Raw genomic sequence first — 22,036 nt, 5'->3', positions numbered from 1 at the left:
GCAGGATGACCGACACGACCACCGCGTCCAGCGGACAGGACCTGAGCGAGGAGATGCTCGACCGGCTGGACGCCTGGTGGCGCGCGGCCAACTACCTCTCGGTCGGACAGATCTACCTGCTCGACAATCCGCTGCTCCGGCGGCCGCTGTCGCGCGACGACATCAAGCCCCGGCTGCTGGGCCATTGGGGAACCACGCCGGGCCTCAACTTCATCTACGCGCACCTCAACCGCGCGATCCGCGAGCGGGACCTGGACACCCTGTTCGTCGCCGGTCCCGGACACGGCGGCCCCGGCGTCGTCGCGAGCGCGTACCTCGACGGCACGTACAGCGAGGTCTACAGCGCCATCGACCAGAGCGAAGACGGCATGCGCCGCCTTTTCCGGCAGTTCTCCTTCCCCGGCGGCATTCCGAGCCATGCGGCGCCGCAGACGCCCGGCTCGATCCACGAGGGCGGCGAACTCGGTTACGCGCTGTCGCACGCGTACGGCGCGGCCTTCGACAACCCGGACCTGCTCGTCGCGGCGGTGGTCGGCGACGGCGAAGCGGAGACCGGACCGCTCGCGACAGCCTGGCACTCGAACAAGTTCGTGAACGCCGAGCAGGACGGCGTGGTGCTGCCGATCCTGCATCTCAACGGCTACAAGATCGCCAACCCGACCGTGCTCGCGCGCATCCCGGAGTCCGAGCTCCTCGACCTCATGCGCGGCTACGGACACGAGCCCTACCTCGTCTCGGGCGGCTTCGACGGTGAAGACCCGCGTGAGGTACACAAGCGGATGGCGGCGACGCTCGACGTGATCCTCGACCGGATCGCGGAGATCAAACGCGCCGCGCGCGCAGGCGAACTGGACGGGCGTCCCTCCTGGCCGATGCTCATCCTGCGCACGCCGAAGGGATGGACGTGCCCGGCTGAAATCGACGGCCACCCGACCGAGAACAACTGGCGCGCCCACCAGGTGCCGCTCGGGAACGCGCGCGACACCGAGGCGCACACCCGGCTGCTCGAGAACTGGATGCTCTCCTACCGGCCCGAGGAGCTGTTCGACGAGCAAGGGCGCCCGGTCGAGCTCGTCACCGCGCTCGCACCGGAGGGGGAGCGGCGGATGAGCGCCAATCCGGTCGCGAACGGCGGGCTGCTGCGCCGCGACCTGCGGCTGCCGGACTTCCGCGACTACGCCGTCGACGTGTCCAAGCCCGGCGACACGGTCGCCGAGGCGACCCGCGTGCTCGGCGAGTGGTTCCGGGATGTGATGGTCGCCAACCCGCACGACTTCCGGCTGTTCGCTCCCGACGAGCTCGCGTCCAACCGGTTGCAGCCGGTCTACGACGTGACCGGCAAGCAGTGGAACGCCGAGTACCTGCCCATCGACTCGGACAACCACCTCGCACCGCGCGGCCGGGCGATGGAGGTGCTGAGCGAGCACCAGTGCCAGGGCTGGCTGGAGGGGTACCTGCTGACCGGACGCCACGGCGTCTTCACGTCGTACGAGGCGTTCATCCACATCGTCGACTCGATGTTCAACCAGCACGCCAAGTGGCTGAAGTCGTCCGGTGAGGTGTCGTGGCGTCGTCCCGTCTCCTCGCTCAACTACCTGCTCAGCTCGCACGTGTGGCGGCAGGACCACAACGGCGCCTCCCACCAGGACCCGGGCTTCATCGACCACGTCGTCAACAAGAAGGCCGACGTCGTGCGCGTCTACCTCCCGTTCGACGCGAATACCCTCCTCTCGACCTACGACCACTGCCTGAAGTCGGTGGACTACGTCAACGTGGTCGTCGCGGGCAAGCAGCCGTCACCGCAGTGGCTGAACATGGAGGATGCCGTCGCGCACTGCACCCGCGGCATCGGCATCTTCCCGTGGGCAGGCACCGAAGTAGAGGGGGAGGAGCCGGATGTCGTGCTCGGCTGCGCGGGCGACATCCCCACGCTGGAAACCCTGGCGGCCGCGGACATCCTGCGCCGCCGTCTGCCCGACCTGAAGGTGCGGGTGGTCAACGTCGTCGACCTGATGCGTCTGCAGGACGCCCGCGAGCACCCGCACGGCCTGAACGACCGGGAGTACGACTCCCTGTTCACCACCGACAAGCCGGTCATCTTCGCGTATCACGGCTATCCCTGGCTGATCCACCGGCTGACTTATCGCCGGCACGGCCACGACAACCTGCACGTGCGCGGCTACAAGGAGGAGGGCACGACGACCACGCCGTTCGACATGGTCATGCTCAACGACCTCGACCGGTACCACCTGGTCATCGACGTGATCGACCGGGTGCCCGGGTTGGCGTCCCGCGAGGCAGGGCTCCGTCAGGAGATGCAGGATGCGCGGCTGCGCGCCCGCCAGTACACACGCGAACACGGAGAGGACATCCCCGAGGTCGCCGAGTGGAAGTGGGGCGGCGGCGAGCGGACGACGCGGATCGACACCACCGGCGGCGACAACGACTGACGTTCGCCGGGCGGGTCAACCGGAGGGCTGTTCGAGCCGGAATCCCACCTTGAGGGTGACTTGGAAGTGCGCGACTCGTCCGCCCTCCACCTCGCCCCGGGTGTCGGTCACTTCGAACCAGTCGATTTCGCGGATCGTCATCGCCGCGCGCTCGATCCCGTTGCGTATCGCTGCATCGGTCCCGTCCGGCGACGTGCCCACGATCTCGATCACTCTGTAGGTGTGATTAGTCACGATTGAGCTCCCAACGTTTGATCCGCACCCGGCTACGCTCAGTGTGCCCCGCGGTCGGCTATCGCGGCTACCCGCATGCTCGCCGGCGGAGCGTTGACGAACTCGTACCAGCTGCGTTGACCGCGCTGCACGGGTTCGGCCGCGAGATTGTGCCCGGCGCGGTAGGCGCGTCCGATCGCCCCTGGGATACGGATCGGAAGGCCGTGCCTGGGATGGCCGTCGGTGCCTTCCACGTACGCGTCGGCAAGCTGCCGGATGTCGAGCACCTCAGGTCCCGCGATGTCGGCGACGCGACCTGCCGGGTCGTGCAGGGCGAGGTCAGCAAGCCGGGCCGCCACCTCGTCCACGTGGACCGGCTCGAAGCGCACGCCGCTGGGAACCGGGAGCAGGGGAAGCCTGGTCAGCCTTCGCACGACGGGAAGGACGAACTCGTGCAGTTGCGCCGCACGGAGCACCGTCCAGGGCACACCCGATTCGGCGATGGTCCTCTCGGCCGCAGCCTTGGCGCGGAAGTAGCCTATGGGCATCTGGTCCGCGCCGACCACGGAGATGAGGATGAGGTGGCGAACGCCGGCATCCTTCGCTGCACCGCCGAGATTGCGGGACGCGATGTCATCACCCTTCGCCCCGCCGGCCAGGTGCAGGACAACATCCACACCGTCGAGCGCCTCCCGCAGGCCGCGGCCGGAGACGGTATCTCCTTCGACATGCTCAATTCCTGGCTCATTCCCGCGCGGGTGACGCGTGAGGATCCGCAGGTCGCGGCCCGCCTCGCGCAGCCTCGGCACCACACGACTTCCGATGGTGCCGGTTCCACCGGTCACGAGCAGAGGTGCATTCATGGTTGTTTCCTGTTCTGTCACAACGGGGGAAGCTCCCTCGTCAGGATCATGACGAGTGAGACCGAGGGGATGTGACATGACCGATCAAGGAAGTCTTGCCCGGCGTTTCGAGATCGAGCGTCCACGGCTTCGTGCCATCGCGAACCGGCTGCTCGGCTCGACGGCCGATGCGGATGACGCAGTACAAGAGACCTGGCTTCGGCTGCAACGCGCGGATTCCGCCGGAATCGAGCAGCTGGAGGCGTGGCTCACCACGGTCGTCTCACGGGTGAGTCTCGACATGTTGCGAGCTCCGCGCCGGACTCGCGAGCACTCGTGGCAGGTCGAGCCGTGGCGAGACGAACCGGTCGCCCGCGGGGTCGACCCTGCGGAGATCACCGCCCGAACCGACCGGGTGAGCGTCGCCCTTCTCATCGTCTTGGAGACCCTCAGCCCCGCGGAGCGAATTGCGTTCGTGCTGCGAGACGTCTTCGGTCAGCCATTCGACGAGATCGCAGTGGTGCTGGAGCGCTCGCCTGCAGCCGCGCGGCAACTGGCTTCACGCGCGCGGCGGCGCGTCCGCGGCGCGCAGGAGCCGGCCCGACCGAATCGCGATCGCGGGCGGCGGATCGTCGACGCCTGGCTCGCTGCCGCTCAAGACGGGAACATCGACGCGCTCCTTTCCCTCCTCGACGATGGCGCCGTCCTGCACGCCGACTACGGCACCTCCGTCCAGGTCGTCGAAGGGGCAGCATCCATCGCCCAGCAAGCTGTGTTGTCCGGACGCCTCGCCGCCCATTCGACACCGATCCTGATTGACGGCAGGCCCGGCGTCGCGGCGGTGATCAACCAGCATGTGGCCTCGATCATGGCGTTCGAGATCGAAGACGACCGCATCGTGAGGCTAGAAGTGCTCGCCGATCCCGCACGGCTCACGACACTCGGCGTGCAGCAGATCATCGCCTCTCTGCAGCGGCGCGTGCCCCGATAGCTCGTCGCGCTCGGTCAGGGGGCATCCACCCAGCGCTCGATCCGGCGGTGATCCGGGGTGAAACCGTGGTCGACTCCCCAGAGAACGGCCTGGGAGCGGCTTTCGGCTCCGATCTTGCGGTAGACGCTGCGAATGTGCGACTTGACCGTGTTGGGACTGAGATACGTGAGCTCGGCAACCGCCGCGTTGCTCTTGCCTTGCGTGATCAACGCGAGGATCTCCGACTCCCGATCGGTGATCCCTTCCTGCTTGCCGGGCCAATCGAGTCCCTGTGCGCTGCGCGCGCGTGCGGGGGACTCGCTCACCACGAGCTCACCCGCATGCACCGCTTCGAGGGCGGCAACCAGCTCCGGGGCCGTCAGGGTCTTCGACAGGTACCCGTGCACCCCTTGACGTCGGGCGCTCTCGATCAGCTCGGGATGGAAATTCCAGGTGTACACCACCACATGGCGCGCTCGCGGATTCTTCACGAGTTCGCCGATCTGCTCGTGACTGGACTCCGGTTGAGCGAAGGCGTCGTAGAGGACGACATCGATCGTCTCGTCGAGCGGGGCGTTCGCGTCGATTTCGGCTACGACCAGCCGGTCGTGGTAGTCGTCGAACATGTGCGCCAAGCCGAGGAGGACGACGTCATAGTCGTCCACGAGCGCGATCGTGAAGGGCTTGGTGGCTGGTGGGGAGGCCGCCGACATGCCGTCACATTACACCCCTAGGGGTGAGGCGACCCGCCCCCGCCGGTGGTTGCCTGGAGCCAACATCCCATTCACCGGAAAGAGAGTCCGCTCATGAATATTCTTCTGATCATCGTCGCTGTGATCGCCATCATCCTCCTGCTCACGGGAGGCTTCGTCTCGTCCCTGAACTTCCTGCTCTGGGTGGGAATCGTGCTGCTCGTCCTCGCTGTGATCGTGTTCCTCGTGCGGATGCTCACCGGAAGCCGTCGCGTCTGACACCGGCACTTCGACCGCCGGTCAGTCGTGGGGAGGGCGACGCAGCCGCTTGACGTCGGTGCGTCGCTTCTTCGCTTCCAGACGCCGTTGCTCGGCCCCGCGGCTCGGCTTCGTGGGCCGGCGCGACGGTGCCGGCGGCCGGAGGGCTTCGGCCACCATCTCGGCCAGGCGGGCACGCGCTGCCTCCCTGTTGCGCAATTGCGCCCGGTGTTCCGATGCCGCGATCGTCAGCGACCCGTCGACAAGGCGGCCGCTCAGACACTCGAGGATGCGCTCGCGCTGAAGCGGCGTGAGAACGGCGGAGCCTGCCACATCCCACACGAGCTCCGCCCGAGAGTCGGCAGTGTTCACACCTTGCCCACCCGGACCCGATGACCGCGAGAAACGCCACGACAGCTCAGACTCGGGGATCGTGAGCCCGGCGCCGACCCGAAGGCCCGGACGGTGCGCAGCGGGCATGGCTCACACCGGGGCGAGGGGCTGCTTCTGGCCCGTCGGCAATTCGACGCGAATCCTGTCCCCTCCACGGACGGTTCCCCCCGTGACGACGACGGCCATGACACCGCCCTTGCGCTCGACGGAGCCGTCCTCTGCGCGGCCGAGCACCTCCCGTAGGAGGCCCGGCTCGAAACCGTTGATCTGCTGGCACGGGTTCCGCAAACCGGTGACACGCACGCACGCGTCGTCGCCGAGATGCAGCAGGGCTCCTGTCGGCAGGCTGAGGAGGTCGATCCCGAGGGTCGTCACGTTCTCGCCCAGCTGCCCCGGCTGAACCCGGAAGCCAACTTCGGCGACCTCGGCGAACAGCTCCGAGTGGATGAGGTGCACCTGACGCAGGTTCGGCTGCGACGGATCCCGGGCGACGCGGGAGCGGTGCTGGACGGTCGTTCCGGCGTGCGCGTCACCGTCGACACCCCAGCCCTCGACGAGGACGACCTCGTCCACCACCGACTTGCTGAACCGATGGTCGCCGTCCTTGCTCACGGCGACGACCTCAGCCTTCCCGGACTCTGTTGGCGCCGTCATGCGCAGACCCGCAGCCTGCGCCCGTCGAAGCTGACGATGTCGCCGAGTTGGAGCTGCCGCCCGCGTCGACGGTCGACCTCGCCGTTCACGGCGACGAAACCGTCGATGATGGCCTCTTTCACGTCTCCGCCGGAGTCGAGGAGCCCAGCGAACTTCAGGAACTGTCCGAGGCGGATGGACTCACCACCGATGGCCACGTCGTCGATCGGAGCCGCTTTCGTCATCCTCGAATGCTAGCCGACCGATCCCTCGCTGGAGTCGTCGAACGCGCGCCGCAGATACTTCGGGGCTTGTACCCGCCATGCCTCCGTCACCAGCTCGGCGAGGTGGTCGTCGTCGATGCCGGCCATGCGGAACGCGACCTTCGGCTCTCCCCAGTGCGTCGTAGTGCGCAGGAACACCGTTGGCGCCATTTCGATGAGGGCGAGGGCATCCAGCCGGTCGGCGACCTTCACTCCGACCACCAGCTCGGCCGCGATGATCTCCCGCATGTCCTCGGGGATACTCGGCCACGGATGGCACTCCCATGCGTATGGCTTTCCGCGGACGAACCACGCTGCGCCGCCGGTCGTCGCGCGCTCGACGCTGCCGGGCAGCCGCACGGCGGTCCGGCGCACGTCGTCGAGAGTAGGCACGCTGCGACCCTAGGGCGCACCACCGTCAGGGCGCTCGGCGCGCCGGGTGAAGGCGGCCTAGAGCGGGTGAGCGCCCTCGGGGTCGACTACCGTCAGCTCGGCGATCTTCGCGGCCCGGTGGTCACCCGAGGAGCGCCCGGTCAGTCGGCGTCCCACCCACGGCAGCACGTAACGGCGGTAGTAGTCGGCGGTCCGTCGCGTCTTCTCGCCCGGGGGCGCGGCGGCGACCTCCTCAACACCCCACTCCGCGGGCACCGGGATGCCGAGAGCGGTCAGCACGTTGCTCGCGACGCGGGCATGGCCGAGCGGGCCGAGGTGGAGACGGTCCTCCGACCAGTAGCGGATGTCTTCGAGGCCCTCGTCGGCCCAGTTGTCCACGAACGTGATGCCGTCGCGCGGCAGCATCGCACGGACGGCGACCGCCAGCTCCTCCCCGCGGCGGCGGACCAGGCCGCCGAGGGGGAGGTGCGCACTCGGGTTCGCACCGCTCAGCAGCAGCATGTGGCTGCCGGATGCGACCACGCGGTCCGCCGCATCCATCAGGGTCGTCGCCACGCCCTCGATCGAGACGCGCGGGCGCATGATGTCGTTGCCGCCGCCGTTCAGGCTCACCAGGTCGGGGCGCTGCGCGATGGCCGGGTCGACCTGCTCCGCGACGATCGGTCCGAGCTTGCGGCCGCGGACCGCCAGATTGGCGTAGCGGAACGGGCCGTCGAAGGCCGCGGCCATCCCGAGCGCCACGAAGTCGGCCCAGCCCCGCACGCGCCCGTCGGGCAGATCGTCGCCGACGCCCTCCGTGAAACTGTCCCCGATGGCGATGTAACTGGAGAATGCGGTGCTCGACACGGAGGCAACGCTACTCCGCCCGGAGCTGCCCGCCGAACGCCCGCCGCGGCTACCATGGCGGCATCGACGACGGCGTCCGGAGGGGGATCCCATGCAGAAGGTCAGCACGTTCCTGTGGTTCGAGAGCGGCGTGGAGGAGGCAGCGGAGCTGTACACGTCCCTCATCCCGGACTCGCGAATCCTCGACGTCCAGCGTTTCGGGGAGGGGATGCCGAACGGGCTGGTGGTGCTGCGGTTCACCCTTGCCGGGGTCGAGTACCAGGCGATGAACACCGGCCCGGCCGGCGGGTTCACCGAGGCGTTCTCCCTCTCTGTGGTCTGCGACGACCAGGCCGAGGTCGATCGCCTCTGGGACGCCCTCACGTCCGACGGCGGCGAGGAGAGCATGTGCGGGTGGCTGAAGGATCGCTGGGGGGTCAGCTGGCAGATCGTGCCGCGCCGGCTGCTCGAACTGCAGGCCGACCCGGACCGAGAACGCGCCGGGCGGGCGAACCAGGCGATGCTCGGGATGCGGAAGCTCGACATCGCCGCGCTGGAAGCGGCAGCGGACGGGCGCTGAGCGCGCGGGCTACGGGCGGGCGAGGAGGTCCTGCCAGCTGAGCAGGTGCTCGACGGTCACCCCGCCGTAGCCGCGGAGGGAGGACAGCTGGGTGCGGACCTTCGCCGTCTCCGTCTCGAGCAGCGCGGCCGTGTCGTCGCCGAACGTCGCCGCCGGGCCGCCTGCGACCTCCGGGGTGTCCGTCTCGACGCCGATGGTGAACGGGATGCGCTTCGCCGCGGCCGCTGTCGCCGCCTGTTTTGCGAGCGCGACGATCCCGTCGGATCCGGCCGCGTGGTCGCTGAACGCGACGATGGCGACCGACTTCAGCCGGGGGAGGAGGGCGTCGAAGGCGGTTCCGCCGCCGGCCTGCGGCTTGGCGGCGAGCCACCAGGGCAGGTCCGCACCGATCGGTACGGTTCCGGCCGCCGTCTTCGCGCGGTCGTACATCGTCTGCAGCTTGGTGACCACGGCGGGAAGCTCGGCGTCGGATGAGACCACCCACGGCTCCACGTCGAATTGGATCGCGTCGAAGGGCGCGGCGCGGAGGGCGGCGGTCGTCCAGGCGGCCGCGAGCGAGGGGTCGTCGGCCCAGGCGGCGTCCCCGCCGAGCGCCGCGACCTTGGTGACGCCGGCCGCGTGCAGCGCCGCGACGGCGTCGGTCAGCCAGCCGGAGAACGGACCCTCGTCGGCCGCCCACGGCACCGAGAGGAACACGGTGCGCAGCTTGTGCGCCGCGGCGAAGTCGGCGAGCGCCTGCGGCTCGAACTGCGGCTGCCCCTGGCCGCGCGCATCCACCGCCGGATCGATCGGATTGCCCCACGCCCACATGCCGGTGATCGCGGAGGTCGGCGCACCGCCGTCGGTCCGCGCGGTCACGGCCGCTGCCGGCGCGCTGGCGACGAGCGCCGACCCGCCGATTGCCAGGGCGAGCGCCGACGCAGCGACAGCGGAGCGGAGACGCGGAGCTCGCATGGCACACCCTTCGAACGCGGAACAGTACGGTCACCGCAGATTCGGGTGTGCGGTTCCCCCATCATCCCAGTCCTCGCTGGTGCGTCTACGCCTCGTTCGGGGTACATATGCCCGCAGTGTGCGCTATTCGCGCCACCCGAGTGCGGGGGCGATCTGCGTGACGATCGTCTCCAGGAGGTGCGCGTTGTAGTCGACCCCCAGTTGGTTCGGCACGGTCACCAGGAGGGTGTCCGCGTCGGCGACCGCCGCATCCTCGCGCAACTCCTCGACGATCTGCTCGGGATCGCCCACGTAGCTCTTGCCGAAGCGGGCCAGTCCGCCGTCCAGGTGGCCGACCTGGTCGTGTCGTTCGGCGAGCGCGGACGCGCCGAAGTAGCGGCGGTCGAGGTCGGTGGTGATCGGCAGGATGCTGCGGCTCACCGACACGCGCGGCTCGCGCTCCCAGCCGGCGGCGGCCCAGGCCTCGCGGTACTGCTGCAGCTGCTCGGCCTGCAGGTCGGAGAACGGAATGCCGGTGTCCTCTGTCAGCAGGGTCGAACTCATGAGGTTCATCCCCTGCTCGGCCGCCCAGACGGCGGTCGCGCGAGTCCCGGCTCCCCACCAAATCCGGTCGTCCAGGCCGGGGGACTGGGGTTCGATGGCGAGGGCGCCGCGCTGGCCGCCGGTCATCGCCGGATTCGCCTCCGCTACGCCTGCGCCGGAGATGGCCGCGCGGAACAGCTCGGTGTGGCGCCGGGCCATGTCGGCATCCGTCTCGCCCTCGGCCGGAACGTAGCCGAACGACTCCGAGCCGCGCAGCGCCGTCTCGGGTGATCCGCGGCTCACGCCGAGCTGCAGCCGGCCGCCGCTGATCAGGTCCGCCACCGCCGCATCCTCTGCCATGTACAGCGGATTCTCGTAGCGCATGTCGATCACGGCGGTGCCGATGTCGATGCGGCTCGTGCGGGCGCCGATCGCTGCGAGCAGCGGGAACGGGGATGCCAGCTGCGGCGCGAAGTGGTGGACGCGGACGAACGCGCCGTCCGCTCCGAGCTCCTCCGCCGCCACGGCCAGCTCGATGGTATGGGTGAGGGCGTCGGCCGCGGTGCGCGACACGGAGCCGGGGATGGGCTGATAGTGCCCGAAGCTGAGGAACCCGATGCGTTTCACATCCACTCCAATCGGTCCTCGTCGCAGCCTATTCCGCCGCGCTAGAGTCCGGGTGTGGCGGAGTGGCTGTGTGCGACATGTGCGGTGGAGACGACGGCGGTCGTCGGGCTCGAGGGTGAGCATCCACCCGCATCCTGCCCGATCTGCGAGGACGAGCGCCAGTATGTGCCGTCGACCGGTCAGGAGTGGACCACCTTGCAGCGCCTCCAGCGCCAGGGGGAGCGGGTCGTCGTGACGGAGCTGGAGCCGGACCTCTACGGCCTGCGCAGCGAGCCGCGGGTCGGTATCGGCCAGCAGAGCATCCTGCTGCGCACGCCGGACGGCAACCTGCTGTGGGACCCGACCGGGTACGTCGACGAGGCCGCCGCGACGGCCGTGCAAGACCTGGGCGGCGCCGCCGTCATCGCGACCAGTCACCCGCACATGTTCGGTGCGCAGGTTACCTGGTCGCGGATGCTCGGCGACCCGCCGGTGCTCGTCAACGCCGCCGACCGGCACTGGGTGCAGCGCGAGGACCCGGCCATCGAATCCTGGATCGGCGAGACGGAGGTGCTGCCGGGGGTGACCCTGCGCACCATCGGCGGGCACTTCCCGGGTAGTGCGGTCGTGCACTGGGATCGAGGTGTCGTTCTCAGCGGCGACACGGTGTTCCCCGGCCCGTCCCAGAGGTGGGTGACGTTCCAGCGCAGCTTCCCGAACGACATCCCGCTCTCCGCGGCCGTGGTGCGGCGCGTCGCCGACGCCGTCTGCGACCGTCCCTTCGACCGGATGTACGGCAACCTCGGCAACGTCGTGCTCGAGGATGCGCGCGGTGCGGTCCTGCGGTCCGCCGAGCGGTACATCGGCTGGGTGAGCGGCGCGTTCGACCACCTCACCTGAGGGCGGAGGCGCTCGTCACCCGCTCAGAGGAACGGCGCGAGCTCCAGTTCCATCGCGGGCTTCGGCTTGGCGCCGATGATCGTCTTCACAACCTCCCCGTCCCGGAACACCTTCATCACCGGCAGCGCGAGCGCCTTGTAGGCGACGGTGGTCTGCATGTTCTCGTCGGCGTTGATCTTGACGATGCGGATGCGGTCGCTGTGCTCCTCCTGCAGTTGCTGCAGAATCGGCGACAGCGCCCGGCAGGGACCGCACCACTCCGCCCAGAACTCGACGATGGTGGTGCCCGGTGCCGCGAGCACATCCTCCTGGAAGCTGGCGTCCGTGACGCTCTCGATCGTGGTCATGCGAGCACGTTAAGCCCTGACCACAGGGGCAGGGTCAAGCGGTGAGCCGCGAATCCTGTGCGAGCATGGGAAGCAGGAGGTGCGCATGGAGATCCTGAGCCCGCAGCAGATCCGCGACTCGTTCGTCAACTGCTCCCGCAGCGAAGCCGAAGAGCTGCCGTTGCCGCCCGGCCTGCACGAGGTGGACTGGGCCCGTCGCGAGTACCTCGGCTGGCGCGACCCTCGTCTGCCGCAGCGCGGCTACATCGTCGTGCCCACCGAGGACGGGCCGGTGGGCGTCGCGCTCCGTGCGTCGGAGGCGTCGATGCGGTCGCACGCCCCCACCATGTGCGGCTGGTGTCAGGATGTGCATCTCACCAACGACGTCTGGTTCTGGTCGGCGCGGCGCGCGGGCCAGGCTGGCCGCAATGGCGACACGGTCGGGACATTGGTGTGCGGCGCCTTCGAGTGCAGCGCCAACGTGCGGCGGACGCCGCCGGCGTCGTACGTCGGCTTCGACGCGGACCTGATCGTCGAGGAGAGGATCGCCGGGCTGGCCGTGCGCGCCCGCCGCTTCGCCGCAACCGTCGTCGGTGCGCGCATCTGAGTGCGCGTCTGATCGTCGTGCCGCCGGTGGGACTCGAACCCACACGCCCTTCCGGACAAAGCATTTTGAGTGCTCCGCGTCTGCCATTCCGCCACGGCGGCGCACAACAACACCTGAACAATACCGTAGGCTTTTGTGCGTGACTGACCAGGAACCGACCCCCACCGCACCTCGCCGCGTCGTCGTGGCCGAGGATGAGTCCCTCATCCGCCTTGACATCGTCGAGACCCTGCGCGACAACGGGTTCGAGGTCGTCGGTGAGGCCGGCGACGGCGAAACCGCCGTCGCGCTCGCAACCGAGCTGCGTCCCGACCTGGTCATCATGGACGTCAAGATGCCGCAGCTGGACGGCATCTCCGCCGCAGAGCGCCTGTCGAAGGACCACATCGCGCCCGTCGTGCTCCTGACCGCGTTCAGCCAGAAGGAGCTCGTCGAGCGCGCGACAGAGGCCGGCGCCCTGGCATACGTCGTCAAGCCGTTCACGCCGAACGACCTGCTGCCCGCCATCGAGATCGCCCTCGCGCGGTACGCCCAGATCATCGCCCTCGAAGCTGAGGTCGGCGACATGGTTCAGCGCTTCGAGACCCGCAAACTGGTCGACCGCGCCAAGGGCCTCCTGAACGAGAAGATGGGCCTGTCGGAGCCGGAGGCGTTCCGCTGGATCCAGAAGGCGTCGATGGACCGCCGCCTCACCATGCACGACGTCGCCCAGGCGATCATCGAGCAGCTCGCGCCGAAGAAGTAGCCCCGGCGCCCGCGGCGCTACAGCTCCTTGATCAGGTTCGTGATCCGGATGGTGGAGCAGCGGCGACCGCGGTCGTCCGTGACGGCGATCTCGTGGGTGGTCAGCGTGCGCCCGAGGTGGATGGGCGTGCAGACGCCGGTGACGTATCCACTGGTCGCCGAGCGGGTGTGCGACGCGTTGATCTCGATGCCGACCGCGAGGCGGCCTTCGCCGGCGTACAGGTTGGCCGACATCGAGCCGAGGGACTCGCCCAGCACCACGTAGGCGCCCCCGTGCAGGAGGTCCGCGGGCTGCGTGTTGCCATCGACCGGCATGCGCGCCACGGCGCGTTCCACGCTGAATTCGAGCATCTCGATGCCCATCTTCTCGGCCAGTCGGCCGAGTCCCCTCTGCTGCACGTACGCGAGCGCGTCGTCGGTCATCCTCGGCCTCTCCTGACGGTCGTCTGGACTGTCACCGGCCCCTTGTAGGCTGTCCTGGTGTCAGACTCCGAAAAGCCTACCCTCCTGATCATCGACGGCCATTCGCTGGCATTTCGGGCCTTCTACGCTCTCCCCGTCGACAGCTTTGTGAACCGCGAGGGGCAGCACACCAACGCGATCCATGGCTTCATCGCCATGTTCATCAACCTCCTGCAGCAGCAGAAGCCGACCCACCTCGCTGTCGCGTTCGACATCTCCCGTTACTCCTTCCGCACGCGCGAGTACCCGGAGTACAAGGGCACCCGCGGAGAGACGCCGTCGGAGTTCGCCGGCCAGGTCCCGCTCCTCGAAGAGGCCCTGCACGCGATGAACGTGACGACGATCGCGAAGGAGGACTACGAGGCCGACGACATCCTCGCCACGCTGGCGCGTCAGGGCGCCGAGCAGGGCTTCAAGGTGCTCATCGTCTCGGGGGACCGCGACACCATCCAGCTCGTCAACGATGACGTGACACTGCTCTACCCCAACGTTCGCGGCGTCTCCGAGCTCAAGGTGTACGACCCGGCGGCCGTGCGCGAGAAGTACGGCATCGAGCCGCATGAGTACCCCGAGATCGCCGCCCTCGTCGGCGAGACCAGCGACAACCTGATCGGTATCGACAAGGTCGGCGAGAAGACGGCCGTCAAGTGGGTGCAGCAGTACGGCACGGTCGAGAACATCGTGGCGCACGCCGACGAGATCAAAGGTGTCGTGGGGCAGAACCTGCGCGACCAGAAGGAGAACGCGCTCCGCAACCGTCGACTCAATCAGCTGCTCGACGACGTGGAGCTGCCGGTCGGGCCGGCCGACCTCGAGCGCAAGCCGCTGAACGAGGGCGCAGTGCGCGACATCTTCGCCCGGCTGCAGTTCAAGACCCTCCTCGACCGTCTGATGAAGACGGCGGCAGAAGAGGGGATGCTCGACGGCGTCGCCGCGGCGACGCAGGTGGGCGACGCCGGAGCGGTCAGCGCTCCGGCCGTCCGCACGATGGTCGACGAAGAGCTCGAGAACTGGCTGTCGAAAGCCTCCGCCGGGGGCACGGCGGTCGCGGTGCAAGTGGAGGTCGGCCCGGCGGGCATCAGTGGATTCGGACTGGCTGTCGCCGACGACAGCGTCTACGTCCCGTGGACCGCCGGCCGCAAAGACTACGAAGCGCTGGAGACGTGGCTCGCGAGCAGCGCGCCCAAGTACTTCTTCCACGCGAAGCCGCAGTTCAAGTCCCTCAGCCGAGCGGGTTTCGTGGTCGACGGCCTGGCCTTCGACACGCGCATCGCCTCCTGGCTGGTGAAGCCGGGCGCTGCACCGCAATCGCTCGCCGAGCAGGTCTACGAAGTACTGGGGGAGACCCTCCCGGTCTCCGATCCCAACCAGCTGGTCCCGATCAATGACGCCGTGAGCCCCGCCACCGAGGCCTGGTTCATTCGTCGCGTCGCCGAGGGTCAGATGATCGCGCTCGATGAGGGCACGCGTGCCGTTCTCGACGACATCGAGCTGCCGCTCGTCGCCGTGCTGGCCGAGATGGAGCTGAGCGGCGTCTCCATCGACTCCGAGGTGCTGGCGCGCCTGCGCGGTCAGCTCACCGACAAGGCCAACGACTTCGCCGCACAGGCGTACGCGCAGATCGGTCACGAGATCAACCTCGGTTCCCCCAAGCAGTTGCAGCAGGTGCTCTTCGAAGAGCTCGGGATGCCGAAGACCCGCGCCACGAAGACCGGGTACTCGACCGACGCCGGTTCGCTGGCCGACCTGCAGGAAAAGAATCCGCATCCGTTCCTCGGGCTCCTGCTGCAGCACCGCGACGCCACGAAGCTCAAGCAGATCGTGGAGACGCTGGAGCGGTCGGTCGAGAGCGATGGACGCATCCACACGACGTACGACCAGACGGGCACCAGCACCGGCCGCATCTCGTCGAACGACCCGAACCTGCAGAACATCCCGATCCGGACGGAGGAGGGGCGCGAGATCCGCTCCGCCTTCACGCAGGGCGGCGGTTTCGAGACGCTGCTCACGGCGGACTACTCGCAGATCGAGATGCGGATCATGGCGCACCTGTCCGGAGATCCCGGCCTGATCGAGGCGTTCAATGCGGGAGAAGACCTGCACCGCTTCGTCGGTTCGCGCGTGTTCGGCGTTTCGCCGGCCGAGGTGACCTCCGCGATGCGCACCAAGGTGAAGGCGATGTCGTACGGTCTCGCCTACGGGCTCAGCGCGTTCGGACTCTCCAAACAGCTCCGGATCGAAACGTCCGAGGCCCGGCAGCTGATGACGGACTACTTCGAGCGGTTCGGCGCGGTGCGCGACTACCTGCGCAACGTCGTCGAGCAGGCCCGCGTCGACGGGTTCACCGAGACGATCTTCGGGCGAAGGAGGCCGTTCGCCGACCTGACATCGACCAACCGCGTCCTGCGCGAGAACGCCGAACGCCAGGCGCTGAACGCGCCCATCCAGGGATCGGCGGCCGACATCATGAAGGTCGCCATGCTGGGGATCGCCGGCGACATCATCGATCAGCGCCTCGAGTCGCGGATGCTGCTGCAGGTGCACGACGAACTCATCTTCGAGGTCGCGACCGGCGAATGGGACGCTCTCGAGGCCATCGTCCGCACGCGGATGACCGGAGCCGTCGACCTGCAGGTGCCCCTCGATGTCCAGGTCGGTCGCGGCGCGAACTGGGACGCCGCGGCGCACTGACACGACTTATCCACAGGTCGGATTTTGTCGTGCCCTGCGGCGGCCGTCGTCGATAGGGTCGAATCATGACCAACGATCAGAAGCGCGAACCCACCCCGGTCGACACGATCGCCGAGGAGTGGGTAGACACCCAGCTCGAGCTGTACCCGGAATTCCACGTGTGGCTCGGGCGTCCCGGCCGCGAGGGCGAGTACGCCGACTACTCACCGGCGGGCGCCGAGCACGCCATCGCGAAGGTGAAGGAGACGCTCGCCCGCATCCAGGCGGCCGAGTCGGTCGACGAGATCGACCGCATCACCCAGATGGACCTGGCGCGCGAGCTGCAGCTCACGATCGAGAAGCACGAGGCAGGCTTCGCCCAGCGCGACCTCAACGTCATCGCCTCGCCGGCGCAAGAGCTGCGCGACATCTTCGACCTGGTCCCGACCGACACCGAAGACGACTGGGCCAACGTCGCCAAGCGCCTCCACAACCTGCCCGCTGCGATGGACGGCTACATCGAGACGCTGCGCAGCGGCATCCAGGCCGGCAACGTCCCGGCGATCCGCCAGGTGCGCGAGGTGCTCGCGCAGGCCCGCAAGCAGGTCGCCGACACCGGATTCTTCTTCGGCTTCACCGCCGATGCGAAGCCGCTCAACGGCGAGCTGCCCGAGTCTCTGAAGGCCGACCTGGCCGCGGGGGCTCAGGAGTCCGCCCAGGCCTATGCGACGCTCGCCGACTTCTTCGAGAACGAGCTCGCCCCGCACGCTCCCGAGAAGGACGCGGTGGGGCGCGAGCTCTACGCTCTCGCTTCGCGCGGATTCCTCGGGGCCACCGTCGACCTCGACGAGACCTACGAGTGGGGCATCGAGGAGTTGGCGCGGATGCGCTCCGAGCAGGAGTCGATCGCGAACGAGATCAAGCCGGGTGCGAGCGTTCACGAAGCGATCGCGTTCCTCGACGGCGACGCGAGCCGCAAGCTGCATGGCACCGACGCCCTGCAGCGCTGGATGCAAGAGACGAGCGACCGCGCAATCGAGGAGCTCGGTAAGTCGCACTTCGACATCCCGGCCGAGATCCGCCGCCTCGAATGCATGATCGCCCCCACCCAGGAGGGCGGCATCTACTACACCGGCCCCAGCGACGACTTCGCTCGTGCGGGCCGCATGTGGTGGAGCGTTCCGGAAGGCGTCACCGAGTTCGACACCTGGCGTGAACTGACGACCGTGTATCACGAGGGCGTTCCGGGCCACCACCTGCAGATCGCGCAAGCGACGTACAACAAGGCGCAGCTCAACTCGTGGCGCCGCATCGCGGGCACGTCCGGCCACGCCGAGGGCTGGGCGCTGTACGCCGAGCGCCTCATGGAGCAGCTCGGCTACCTCGACGACCCGGCCGACCGGCTCGGAATGCTCGACGGCCAGCGGATGCGCGCTGCTCGCGTGGTGCTCGACATCGGTGTGCACCTCGAAAAGCCGCTTCCCGACGCATCGCGCCCCTGGACCGGGGAGGACGCGTTCCCGTTCCTCCGCGAAAACGTCAACATGAACGACCCGTTCGTGCGCTTCGAGGTGAACCGCTATCTCGGGTGGCCGGGCCAGGCGCCGTCGTACAAGATCGGTCAGCGCATCTGGGAGCAGCTGCGCGACGAGTACGCCCGCCGCGAGGGTGCTTCGTTCGACATCAAGGCGTTCCACAAGAAGGCGCTCGACATCGGAGGCGTCGGCCTCGACACGCTGAAGGCGGCGCTGCTCGACTGAGCGGCGCACCTTCACCAGCGGTGACCTCCCCGTATCGCGCCGTGCTGGGCGCGGCGTTCGATGAGCTCCACCCGCGACTGCGGGCGTACTTCGACGCGATCCCGGCCGGCGCGATCGGCCGGGGGAGCGGCGTGTTCGATACGGTCGGCACTCCGCGGCGGTGGTTGTGGCCGGTACTGGCGATCTTCGCGCGGGCGCACGTGATGTTCCCCGTGTGGGAGCGGGCGGTGCCGTTCACGGTGGAGAACCAGCCGCTGACGACCGCTGACGGGTCGCCGGCGGTGGCGGCAGTCCGCGTGTTCGAGCTCCGCAACCGACGGGAGGCCATGATCGACGAGATCGGTGTCTCGGACGGGGCGCTGCTCGACCGGCTCGGTCGGCCCGTCCGCACGGAGGCCCGCTTCGCCGCGACTGTGCGCGATGGCGGGCTGCGCCTCCGGTCGACCGCGGTCTGGCTCGTCCTCGGCGGGCGGCGGGTCCGTGTCCCGCGTCCGCTCGCTCCGGTGGTGGTGCTCACCGAACGCTGGGACGACACCGCAGAAGTCCAGTCGGTATCCATCACCGTGGCCGCGCCCGTCATCGGCAGGGTCTACCAGTATCGAGGGCGGTTCCACTATCGGATCGCAGAAGAGGGAGAGCAGTCGCCGTGAGCGAGCGCATCGTGATCACCGGGGCGTCCGGGTTCGTCGGCCGGTACCTGGAGCAGCACTACCGGGCCGCCGGCGCGGAGGTCGTGCTAGTGGGGCGCAGCGGGCCCGACGTCCGCTGGGATGACGCAGCCGGTCTGCGCGCGGCGGTCTCCGGCTCGGCCGCGGTGATCAACCTCGCCGGAAAGAGTGTGAACTGCCGTTACGGCGACGCCAACCGTGCCGAGATCTTCCGGTCACGGCTGGCGACCACGAGAGCGGTACGGGAGGCGATCGCCACGAGCGATGCACCGCCGCCGGTCTGGTTCAACGCTTCAACGGCGACGATCTACCGGCACGCCGAGGACCGGCCGATGACGGAGTCCACCGGCGAGCTCGGCACCGGCTTCTCCGTCGAGGTGGCCAAGGCGTGGGAGCGGGAGCTCTTGGAAGGCGAGCTGCCCGCCACCCGGCGGGTCGCCCTGCGCATGGCCATCGTGCTCGGTGACGGCAGCGCGCTCACCCCGCTGGTCAACCTGGTCCGCTTCGGACTCGGCGGTCCACAGGTGGACGGCCGATGGTTCGCGACGACGGCGCGCCGCAACGCCGGCACCTTTCACGAGTTCCGTGCGCGCGGAGGGAGTCAGCGGTTCAGTTGGGTGCACATCGCCGACGTCCTCGGAGCGATCGAATTCCTCCGTGAGCGCGCGGAACTCGACGGCCCCGTCAATCTCGCGGCTCCGCATCCCACCGACAACCGCACGCTCATGGCGACGCTACGACGGCTGCTCGGCGTGCGGATCGGCCTCCCGGCGCACCGCTGGATGCTCGAGATCGGCTCGGCCGCGATCCGCACGGAGACCGAATTGGTGCTGAAGAGCAGGTGGGTGGTGCCCGAACGGCTGCTCGAAGCGGGGTACTCGTTCGCCTATCCCGAACTGGAACCCGCACTGCGTGACATCCTCGCCGGCCGCGACTTGCTGCACGCGTCCGCAGCCCGGTAAACTAGAACGTCACTTCTGTGACACCTCTATCCGCCTGCCGTTCGCGGAAAACTACACATCATCATCGCGACCGGCCTGAATCCTGTCCATTACGGAGCACCCACTACATGACAACCGCAACGACCGACAAGGCACCCAAGCAGGTCGCCGTCAACGACATCGGATCTGCTGAAGACTTTCTTGCCGCGGTCGAAAAGACGCTGAAGTTCTTCAACGACGGAGACCTGATCGAAGGCACCGTCGTCAAGATCGACCGCGACGAGGTCCTCCTCGACGTCGGTTACAAGACCGAGGGTGTCATCCCCTCGCGCGAACTTTCCATCAAGCACGACGTCGACCCCACCGAGGTCGTCGAGGTCGGCGACACCGTCGAGGCCCTCGTTCTCCAGAAGGAGGACAAAGAGGGTCGTCTCATCCTGTCCAAGAAGCGTGCGCAGTACGAGCGTGCGTGGGGTGACGTGGAGAAGATCAAGGAGGCCGACGGCGTCGTCACCGGTACGGTCATCGAGGTCGTCAAGGGCGGCCTGATCGTCGACATCGGCCTGCGCGGCTTCCTGCCGGCTTCGCTCATCGAGCTGCGCCGTGTCCGCGACCTCACCCCGTACCTGGGTCAGGAGATCGAGGCCAAGATCCTCGAGCTCGACAAGAACCGCAACAACGTGGTGCTCTCCCGCCGCGCGCTGCTGGAGCAGACCCAGTCGGAGTCCCGCACCACGTTCCTCAACAACCTGCACAAGGGCCAGGTCCGCAAGGGCGTCGTCTCGTCGATCGTCAACTTCGGTGCGTTCGTCGACCTCGGCGGCGTCGACGGTCTCGTCCACGTGTCGGAGCTGTCCTGGAAGCACATCGAGCACGCCTCCGAGGTCGTCGAGGTGGGCCAGGAGGTCACCGTCGAGATCCTCGAGGTCGACCTCGACCGCGAGCGCGTCTCGCTGTCGCTGAAGGCGACGCAGGAGGACCCGTGGCAGGTCTTCGCCCGCACCCACGCGATCGGTCAGGTCGCACCGGGCAAGGTCACCAAGCTGGTTCCGTTCGGTGCGTTCGTCCGCGTCGCGGACGGCATCGAGGGCCTCGTGCACATCTCCGAGCTGTCCGGCAAGCACGTCGAGCTGGCCGAGCAGGTCGTCTCGGTGGGCGACGAGGTGTTCGTCAAGGTCATCGACATCGACCTGGAGCGCCGCCGCATCTCGCTGTCGCTGAAGCAGGCGAACGAGGGCGTCGACCCCGAGGGCACCGAGTTCGACCCGGCGCTCTACGGCATGGTCACCGAGTACGACGACCAGGGCAACTACAAGTACCCGGAGGGCTTCGACGCGGAGACCAACGAGTGGAAGGAAGGCTTCGAGTCGCAGCGCGAGGAGTGGGAGCAGCAGTACGCTGCCGCTCAGGCGCGCTGGGAGGCGCACAAGCGCCAGGTCGCCAAGGGCCTCGAAGAGGCCGCTGCCGACACCGGCTCGTCCACCTTCTCGTCCGAGTCGGCCAACGCCGGAACCCTCGCCGACGACGAGTCGCTCGCGGCTCTGCGCGAGAAGCTCAGCTCTAACAACTGAGCATCTGATGTCAGAAACGGCCGGCCCTTCGGGGCCGGCCGTTTCGTCGTTCCCGGACCCGCCGCGGGTAGTCTTGGCGGGTGCAGCTGATCGGACTCACCGGCGGGATCGCCTCCGGAAAATCGACCATCGCCTCCCGCCTCGCCTCCAACGGGGCCGTCGTTGTGGACGCCGACCGCATCGCCCGCGAGGTCGTCGAGCCGGGCACTCCGGCGCTGGCGGAGATCGCGCAGCGCTTCGGTGAAGGGGTGATCGCAGCCGACGGCTCCCTGAACCGGCCGGCCCTCGGGGCGATCGTCTTCGGCGACCCCGAGGCGCTGCAGGCGCTGAACGGAATCACTCACCCGGCCGTGCTGGCCGCCTCGACCGCCCGCTTCGAGGCCGCCGGCGCAGCCGACCCGGACGCGATCGTGATCTACGACGTGCCGCTGCTCGTCGAGTCGGCCAACGAGTACCCGTTCGACCGGGTCGTGGTCGCTCACGCTGACGCAGCCACGCGCATCCAGCGGCTGGTCACGCTCCGCGGCATGGACGCGGGGGAGGCCGAGCGCCGGATCCGCTCGCAGGCGTCCGACGACGAACGGCTGGCCGTCGCCGACGTGGTGATCGAGACCGGAGGAACGCTCTCGCACACCCTCGAACAGGTCGACGCGCTCTGGACCGAGCTCACCGGGCGTTCCTGACGCGCCACCTTCCGCTGCGCGAACGGGAGGAGACCCGCTTTCGAAGAGCGGAAAGTCCTCCGATCGCGGCGTTTCACGACGTTGACGGGCAGGCGTCCTCCGTTTCCGAT

25 protein-coding genes and 1 tRNA gene are annotated in these 22,036 nt (G+C 68.5%); 13 read left to right on the top strand and 13 right to left on the bottom strand.

The window, feature by feature from the left end:
- The first annotated feature begins 5 nt into the window (after positions 1 to 5).
- Positions 6 to 2,450 (top strand): phosphoketolase family protein, encoded by a 2,445-nt coding sequence (locus AB4Y74_RS09080; RefSeq protein ID WP_441798769.1) that lies wholly within the window; start codon positions 6 to 8, stop codon positions 2,448 to 2,450.
- Positions 2,451 to 2,465: 15 nt separating this feature from the next.
- On the opposite strand, the gene AB4Y74_RS09075 is transcribed toward AB4Y74_RS09080, so the two are convergent.
- Positions 2,466 to 2,684, bottom strand: coding sequence for a dodecin (locus tag AB4Y74_RS09075; protein ID WP_441798768.1), 219 nt, complete (start codon positions 2,682 to 2,684; stop codon positions 2,466 to 2,468).
- A gap of 38 nt (positions 2,685 to 2,722) precedes the next feature.
- The gene (locus AB4Y74_RS09070; protein WP_441798767.1) at positions 2,723 to 3,526 is read right to left on the bottom strand and encodes an SDR family oxidoreductase; all 804 of its coding nucleotides are present in this window, start codon (positions 3,524 to 3,526) and stop codon (positions 2,723 to 2,725) included.
- A gap of 76 nt (positions 3,527 to 3,602) precedes the next feature.
- Between AB4Y74_RS09070 and AB4Y74_RS09065 the strand changes: the two genes are divergently transcribed.
- A complete protein-coding gene (locus AB4Y74_RS09065; protein ID WP_441798766.1) occupies positions 3,603 to 4,496 on the top strand; it encodes a sigma-70 family RNA polymerase sigma factor in 894 nt (297 codons plus the stop codon).
- A gap of 14 nt (positions 4,497 to 4,510) precedes the next feature.
- Here AB4Y74_RS09065 and AB4Y74_RS09060 read toward each other — a convergent pair whose 3' ends face one another.
- On the bottom strand, positions 4,511 to 5,188 hold the full coding sequence (locus AB4Y74_RS09060) for a response regulator transcription factor (protein ID WP_441798765.1): 678 nt from the start codon (positions 5,186 to 5,188) through the stop codon (positions 4,511 to 4,513).
- Positions 5,189 to 5,281: 93 nt separating this feature from the next.
- On the opposite strand from AB4Y74_RS09060, the gene AB4Y74_RS09055 reads away from it, so the two are divergent.
- Positions 5,282 to 5,446 (top strand): hypothetical protein, encoded by a 165-nt coding sequence (locus AB4Y74_RS09055; protein WP_441798764.1) that lies wholly within the window; start codon positions 5,282 to 5,284, stop codon positions 5,444 to 5,446.
- Between the two features lie 21 nt (positions 5,447 to 5,467).
- Here the strand turns inward: AB4Y74_RS09055 and arfB are convergent, their stop codons facing one another.
- Genes arfB through AB4Y74_RS09030 form a run of 5 tightly spaced genes read right to left on the bottom strand, consistent with a single transcriptional unit; the run spans position 5,468 to position 7,953 of the window.
- Positions 5,468 to 5,905 carry an alternative ribosome rescue aminoacyl-tRNA hydrolase ArfB gene (gene arfB, locus AB4Y74_RS09050; RefSeq protein ID WP_441798763.1) on the bottom strand — a complete coding sequence of 146 codons (438 nt, stop codon included), beginning with the start codon at positions 5,903 to 5,905 and terminating at the stop codon, positions 5,468 to 5,470.
- 3 nt (positions 5,906 to 5,908) lie between these two features.
- Positions 5,909 to 6,472 carry an MOSC domain-containing protein gene (locus AB4Y74_RS09045; protein WP_441798762.1) on the bottom strand — a complete coding sequence of 188 codons (564 nt, stop codon included), beginning with the start codon at positions 6,470 to 6,472 and terminating at the stop codon, positions 5,909 to 5,911.
- On the bottom strand, positions 6,469 to 6,696 hold the full coding sequence (locus AB4Y74_RS09040) for an RNA-binding S4 domain-containing protein (RefSeq protein ID WP_441798761.1): 228 nt from the start codon (positions 6,694 to 6,696) through the stop codon (positions 6,469 to 6,471). Before AB4Y74_RS09040 ends, AB4Y74_RS09045 begins: the two co-directional genes overlap by 4 nt.
- Positions 6,697 to 6,705: 9 nt before the next feature.
- Complete coding sequence (locus AB4Y74_RS09035; RefSeq protein ID WP_441798760.1) at positions 6,706 to 7,107, bottom strand: MmcQ/YjbR family DNA-binding protein; 402 nt, start codon at positions 7,105 to 7,107, stop codon at positions 6,706 to 6,708.
- Between the two features lie 57 nt (positions 7,108 to 7,164).
- Positions 7,165 to 7,953: an SGNH/GDSL hydrolase family protein gene (locus AB4Y74_RS09030; protein WP_441798759.1), complete on the bottom strand. Its 789-nt coding sequence runs from the start codon at positions 7,951 to 7,953 to the stop codon at positions 7,165 to 7,167.
- A gap of 91 nt (positions 7,954 to 8,044) precedes the next feature.
- Between AB4Y74_RS09030 and AB4Y74_RS09025 the strand changes: the two genes are divergently transcribed.
- A complete protein-coding gene (locus AB4Y74_RS09025) occupies positions 8,045 to 8,512 on the top strand; it encodes a VOC family protein (RefSeq protein WP_441798758.1) in 468 nt (155 codons plus the stop codon).
- Positions 8,513 to 8,521: 9 nt separating this feature from the next.
- Here the strand turns inward: AB4Y74_RS09025 and AB4Y74_RS09020 are convergent, their stop codons facing one another.
- Together AB4Y74_RS09020 and AB4Y74_RS09015 are read right to left on the bottom strand one after the other, a co-directional pair.
- Positions 8,522 to 9,466, bottom strand: a complete 945-nt coding sequence (locus AB4Y74_RS09020) for a hypothetical protein (RefSeq protein ID WP_441798757.1) — start codon at positions 9,464 to 9,466, stop codon at positions 8,522 to 8,524.
- 123 nt (positions 9,467 to 9,589) lie between these two features.
- Positions 9,590 to 10,621: an LLM class flavin-dependent oxidoreductase gene (locus AB4Y74_RS09015; RefSeq protein WP_441798756.1), complete on the bottom strand. Its 1,032-nt coding sequence runs from the start codon at positions 10,619 to 10,621 to the stop codon at positions 9,590 to 9,592.
- A gap of 48 nt (positions 10,622 to 10,669) precedes the next feature.
- On the opposite strand from AB4Y74_RS09015, the gene AB4Y74_RS09010 reads away from it, so the two are divergent.
- Positions 10,670 to 11,494 carry a hydrolase gene (locus AB4Y74_RS09010; protein WP_441798755.1) on the top strand — a complete coding sequence of 275 codons (825 nt, stop codon included), beginning with the start codon at positions 10,670 to 10,672 and terminating at the stop codon, positions 11,492 to 11,494.
- 23 nt (positions 11,495 to 11,517) lie between these two features.
- Here the strand turns inward: AB4Y74_RS09010 and AB4Y74_RS09005 are convergent, their stop codons facing one another.
- Positions 11,518 to 11,841, bottom strand: a complete 324-nt coding sequence (locus AB4Y74_RS09005; RefSeq protein ID WP_441798754.1) for a thioredoxin family protein — start codon at positions 11,839 to 11,841, stop codon at positions 11,518 to 11,520.
- Positions 11,842 to 11,926: 85 nt separating this feature from the next.
- On the opposite strand from AB4Y74_RS09005, the gene AB4Y74_RS09000 reads away from it, so the two are divergent.
- Positions 11,927 to 12,427, top strand: a complete 501-nt coding sequence (locus tag AB4Y74_RS09000; protein WP_441798753.1) for an FBP domain-containing protein — start codon at positions 11,927 to 11,929, stop codon at positions 12,425 to 12,427.
- 18 nt (positions 12,428 to 12,445) lie between these two features.
- On the opposite strand, the gene AB4Y74_RS08995 is transcribed toward AB4Y74_RS09000, so the two are convergent.
- Positions 12,446 to 12,528 (bottom strand) — tRNA-Leu (locus AB4Y74_RS08995).
- A 38-nt stretch (positions 12,529 to 12,566) separates the two neighbouring features.
- Here AB4Y74_RS08995 and AB4Y74_RS08990 point away from each other — a divergent pair.
- On the top strand, positions 12,567 to 13,172 hold the full coding sequence (locus AB4Y74_RS08990) for an ANTAR domain-containing response regulator (protein WP_441798752.1): 606 nt from the start codon (positions 12,567 to 12,569) through the stop codon (positions 13,170 to 13,172).
- A gap of 17 nt (positions 13,173 to 13,189) precedes the next feature.
- Here AB4Y74_RS08990 and AB4Y74_RS08985 read toward each other — a convergent pair whose 3' ends face one another.
- Positions 13,190 to 13,594 (bottom strand): hotdog fold thioesterase, encoded by a 405-nt coding sequence (locus tag AB4Y74_RS08985; protein WP_441798751.1) that lies wholly within the window; start codon positions 13,592 to 13,594, stop codon positions 13,190 to 13,192.
- Between the two features lie 57 nt (positions 13,595 to 13,651).
- On the opposite strand from AB4Y74_RS08985, the gene polA reads away from it, so the two are divergent.
- The 6 genes from polA (at position 13,652) to coaE (ending at position 21,926) form a co-directional block, all read left to right on the top strand.
- Positions 13,652 to 16,324 (top strand): DNA polymerase I, encoded by a 2,673-nt coding sequence (gene polA, locus AB4Y74_RS08980; RefSeq protein ID WP_441798750.1) that lies wholly within the window; start codon positions 13,652 to 13,654, stop codon positions 16,322 to 16,324.
- A gap of 65 nt (positions 16,325 to 16,389) precedes the next feature.
- A complete protein-coding gene (locus AB4Y74_RS08975; protein ID WP_441798749.1) occupies positions 16,390 to 18,063 on the top strand; it encodes a DUF885 domain-containing protein in 1,674 nt (557 codons plus the stop codon).
- Positions 18,064 to 18,083: 20 nt separating this feature from the next.
- Positions 18,084 to 18,713 (top strand): DUF4166 domain-containing protein, encoded by a 630-nt coding sequence (locus tag AB4Y74_RS08970; protein WP_441798748.1) that lies wholly within the window; start codon positions 18,084 to 18,086, stop codon positions 18,711 to 18,713.
- Positions 18,710 to 19,693, top strand: coding sequence for an epimerase (locus tag AB4Y74_RS08965; protein ID WP_441798747.1), 984 nt, complete (start codon positions 18,710 to 18,712; stop codon positions 19,691 to 19,693). Before AB4Y74_RS08970 ends, AB4Y74_RS08965 begins: the two co-directional genes overlap by 4 nt.
- A 107-nt stretch (positions 19,694 to 19,800) precedes the next feature.
- The gene (gene rpsA / locus AB4Y74_RS08960; RefSeq protein ID WP_441798746.1) at positions 19,801 to 21,243 is read left to right on the top strand and encodes a 30S ribosomal protein S1; all 1,443 of its coding nucleotides are present in this window, start codon (positions 19,801 to 19,803) and stop codon (positions 21,241 to 21,243) included.
- 80 nt (positions 21,244 to 21,323) lie between these two features.
- Positions 21,324 to 21,926 carry a dephospho-CoA kinase gene (gene coaE / locus AB4Y74_RS08955; protein WP_441798745.1) on the top strand — a complete coding sequence of 201 codons (603 nt, stop codon included), beginning with the start codon at positions 21,324 to 21,326 and terminating at the stop codon, positions 21,924 to 21,926.
- Positions 21,927 to 22,036: the final 110 nt, after the last annotated feature.

Origin of the sequence: Leifsonia sp. RAF41, from assembly GCF_052114085.1 — a bacterium.
In the GTDB taxonomy this organism is placed as follows: domain Bacteria; phylum Actinomycetota; class Actinomycetes; order Actinomycetales; family Microbacteriaceae; genus Leifsonia.
This window is presented reverse-complemented; position numbering and strand designations above follow the sequence as displayed.

What these genes read in the sequence shown, in the direction of transcription:
- rpsA (WP_441798746.1), top strand. Translation starts at nt 19,801, where the DNA reads ATGACAACCGCAACGACCGACAAGGCACCCAAGCAGGTCGCCGTCAAC.
- AB4Y74_RS08975 (WP_441798749.1), top strand. Translation starts at nt 16,390, where the DNA reads ATGACCAACGATCAGAAGCGCGAACCCACCCCGGTCGACACGATCGCC.
- AB4Y74_RS08985 (WP_441798751.1), bottom strand. Translation starts at nt 13,594, where the DNA reads ATGACCGACGACGCGCTCGCGTACGTGCAGCAGAGGGGACTCGGCCGA.
- AB4Y74_RS09025 (WP_441798758.1), top strand. Translation starts at nt 8,045, where the DNA reads ATGCAGAAGGTCAGCACGTTCCTGTGGTTCGAGAGCGGCGTGGAGGAG.
- AB4Y74_RS09045 (WP_441798762.1), bottom strand. Translation starts at nt 6,472, where the DNA reads ATGACGGCGCCAACAGAGTCCGGGAAGGCTGAGGTCGTCGCCGTGAGC.
- AB4Y74_RS09020 (WP_441798757.1), bottom strand. Translation starts at nt 9,466, where the DNA reads ATGCGAGCTCCGCGTCTCCGCTCCGCTGTCGCTGCGTCGGCGCTCGCC.
- AB4Y74_RS09070 (WP_441798767.1), bottom strand. Translation starts at nt 3,526, where the DNA reads ATGAATGCACCTCTGCTCGTGACCGGTGGAACCGGCACCATCGGAAGT.
- AB4Y74_RS09055 (WP_441798764.1), top strand. Translation starts at nt 5,282, where the DNA reads ATGAATATTCTTCTGATCATCGTCGCTGTGATCGCCATCATCCTCCTG.
- AB4Y74_RS09040 (WP_441798761.1), bottom strand. Translation starts at nt 6,696, where the DNA reads ATGACGAAAGCGGCTCCGATCGACGACGTGGCCATCGGTGGTGAGTCC.
- AB4Y74_RS09000 (WP_441798753.1), top strand. Translation starts at nt 11,927, where the DNA reads ATGGAGATCCTGAGCCCGCAGCAGATCCGCGACTCGTTCGTCAACTGC.
- AB4Y74_RS09080 (WP_441798769.1), top strand. Translation starts at nt 6, where the DNA reads ATGACCGACACGACCACCGCGTCCAGCGGACAGGACCTGAGCGAGGAG.
- AB4Y74_RS09005 (WP_441798754.1), bottom strand. Translation starts at nt 11,841, where the DNA reads ATGACCACGATCGAGAGCGTCACGGACGCCAGCTTCCAGGAGGATGTG.
- AB4Y74_RS09065 (WP_441798766.1), top strand. Translation starts at nt 3,603, where the DNA reads ATGACCGATCAAGGAAGTCTTGCCCGGCGTTTCGAGATCGAGCGTCCA.
- arfB (WP_441798763.1), bottom strand. Translation starts at nt 5,905, where the DNA reads ATGCCCGCTGCGCACCGTCCGGGCCTTCGGGTCGGCGCCGGGCTCACG.
- AB4Y74_RS09060 (WP_441798765.1), bottom strand. Translation starts at nt 5,188, where the DNA reads ATGTCGGCGGCCTCCCCACCAGCCACCAAGCCCTTCACGATCGCGCTC.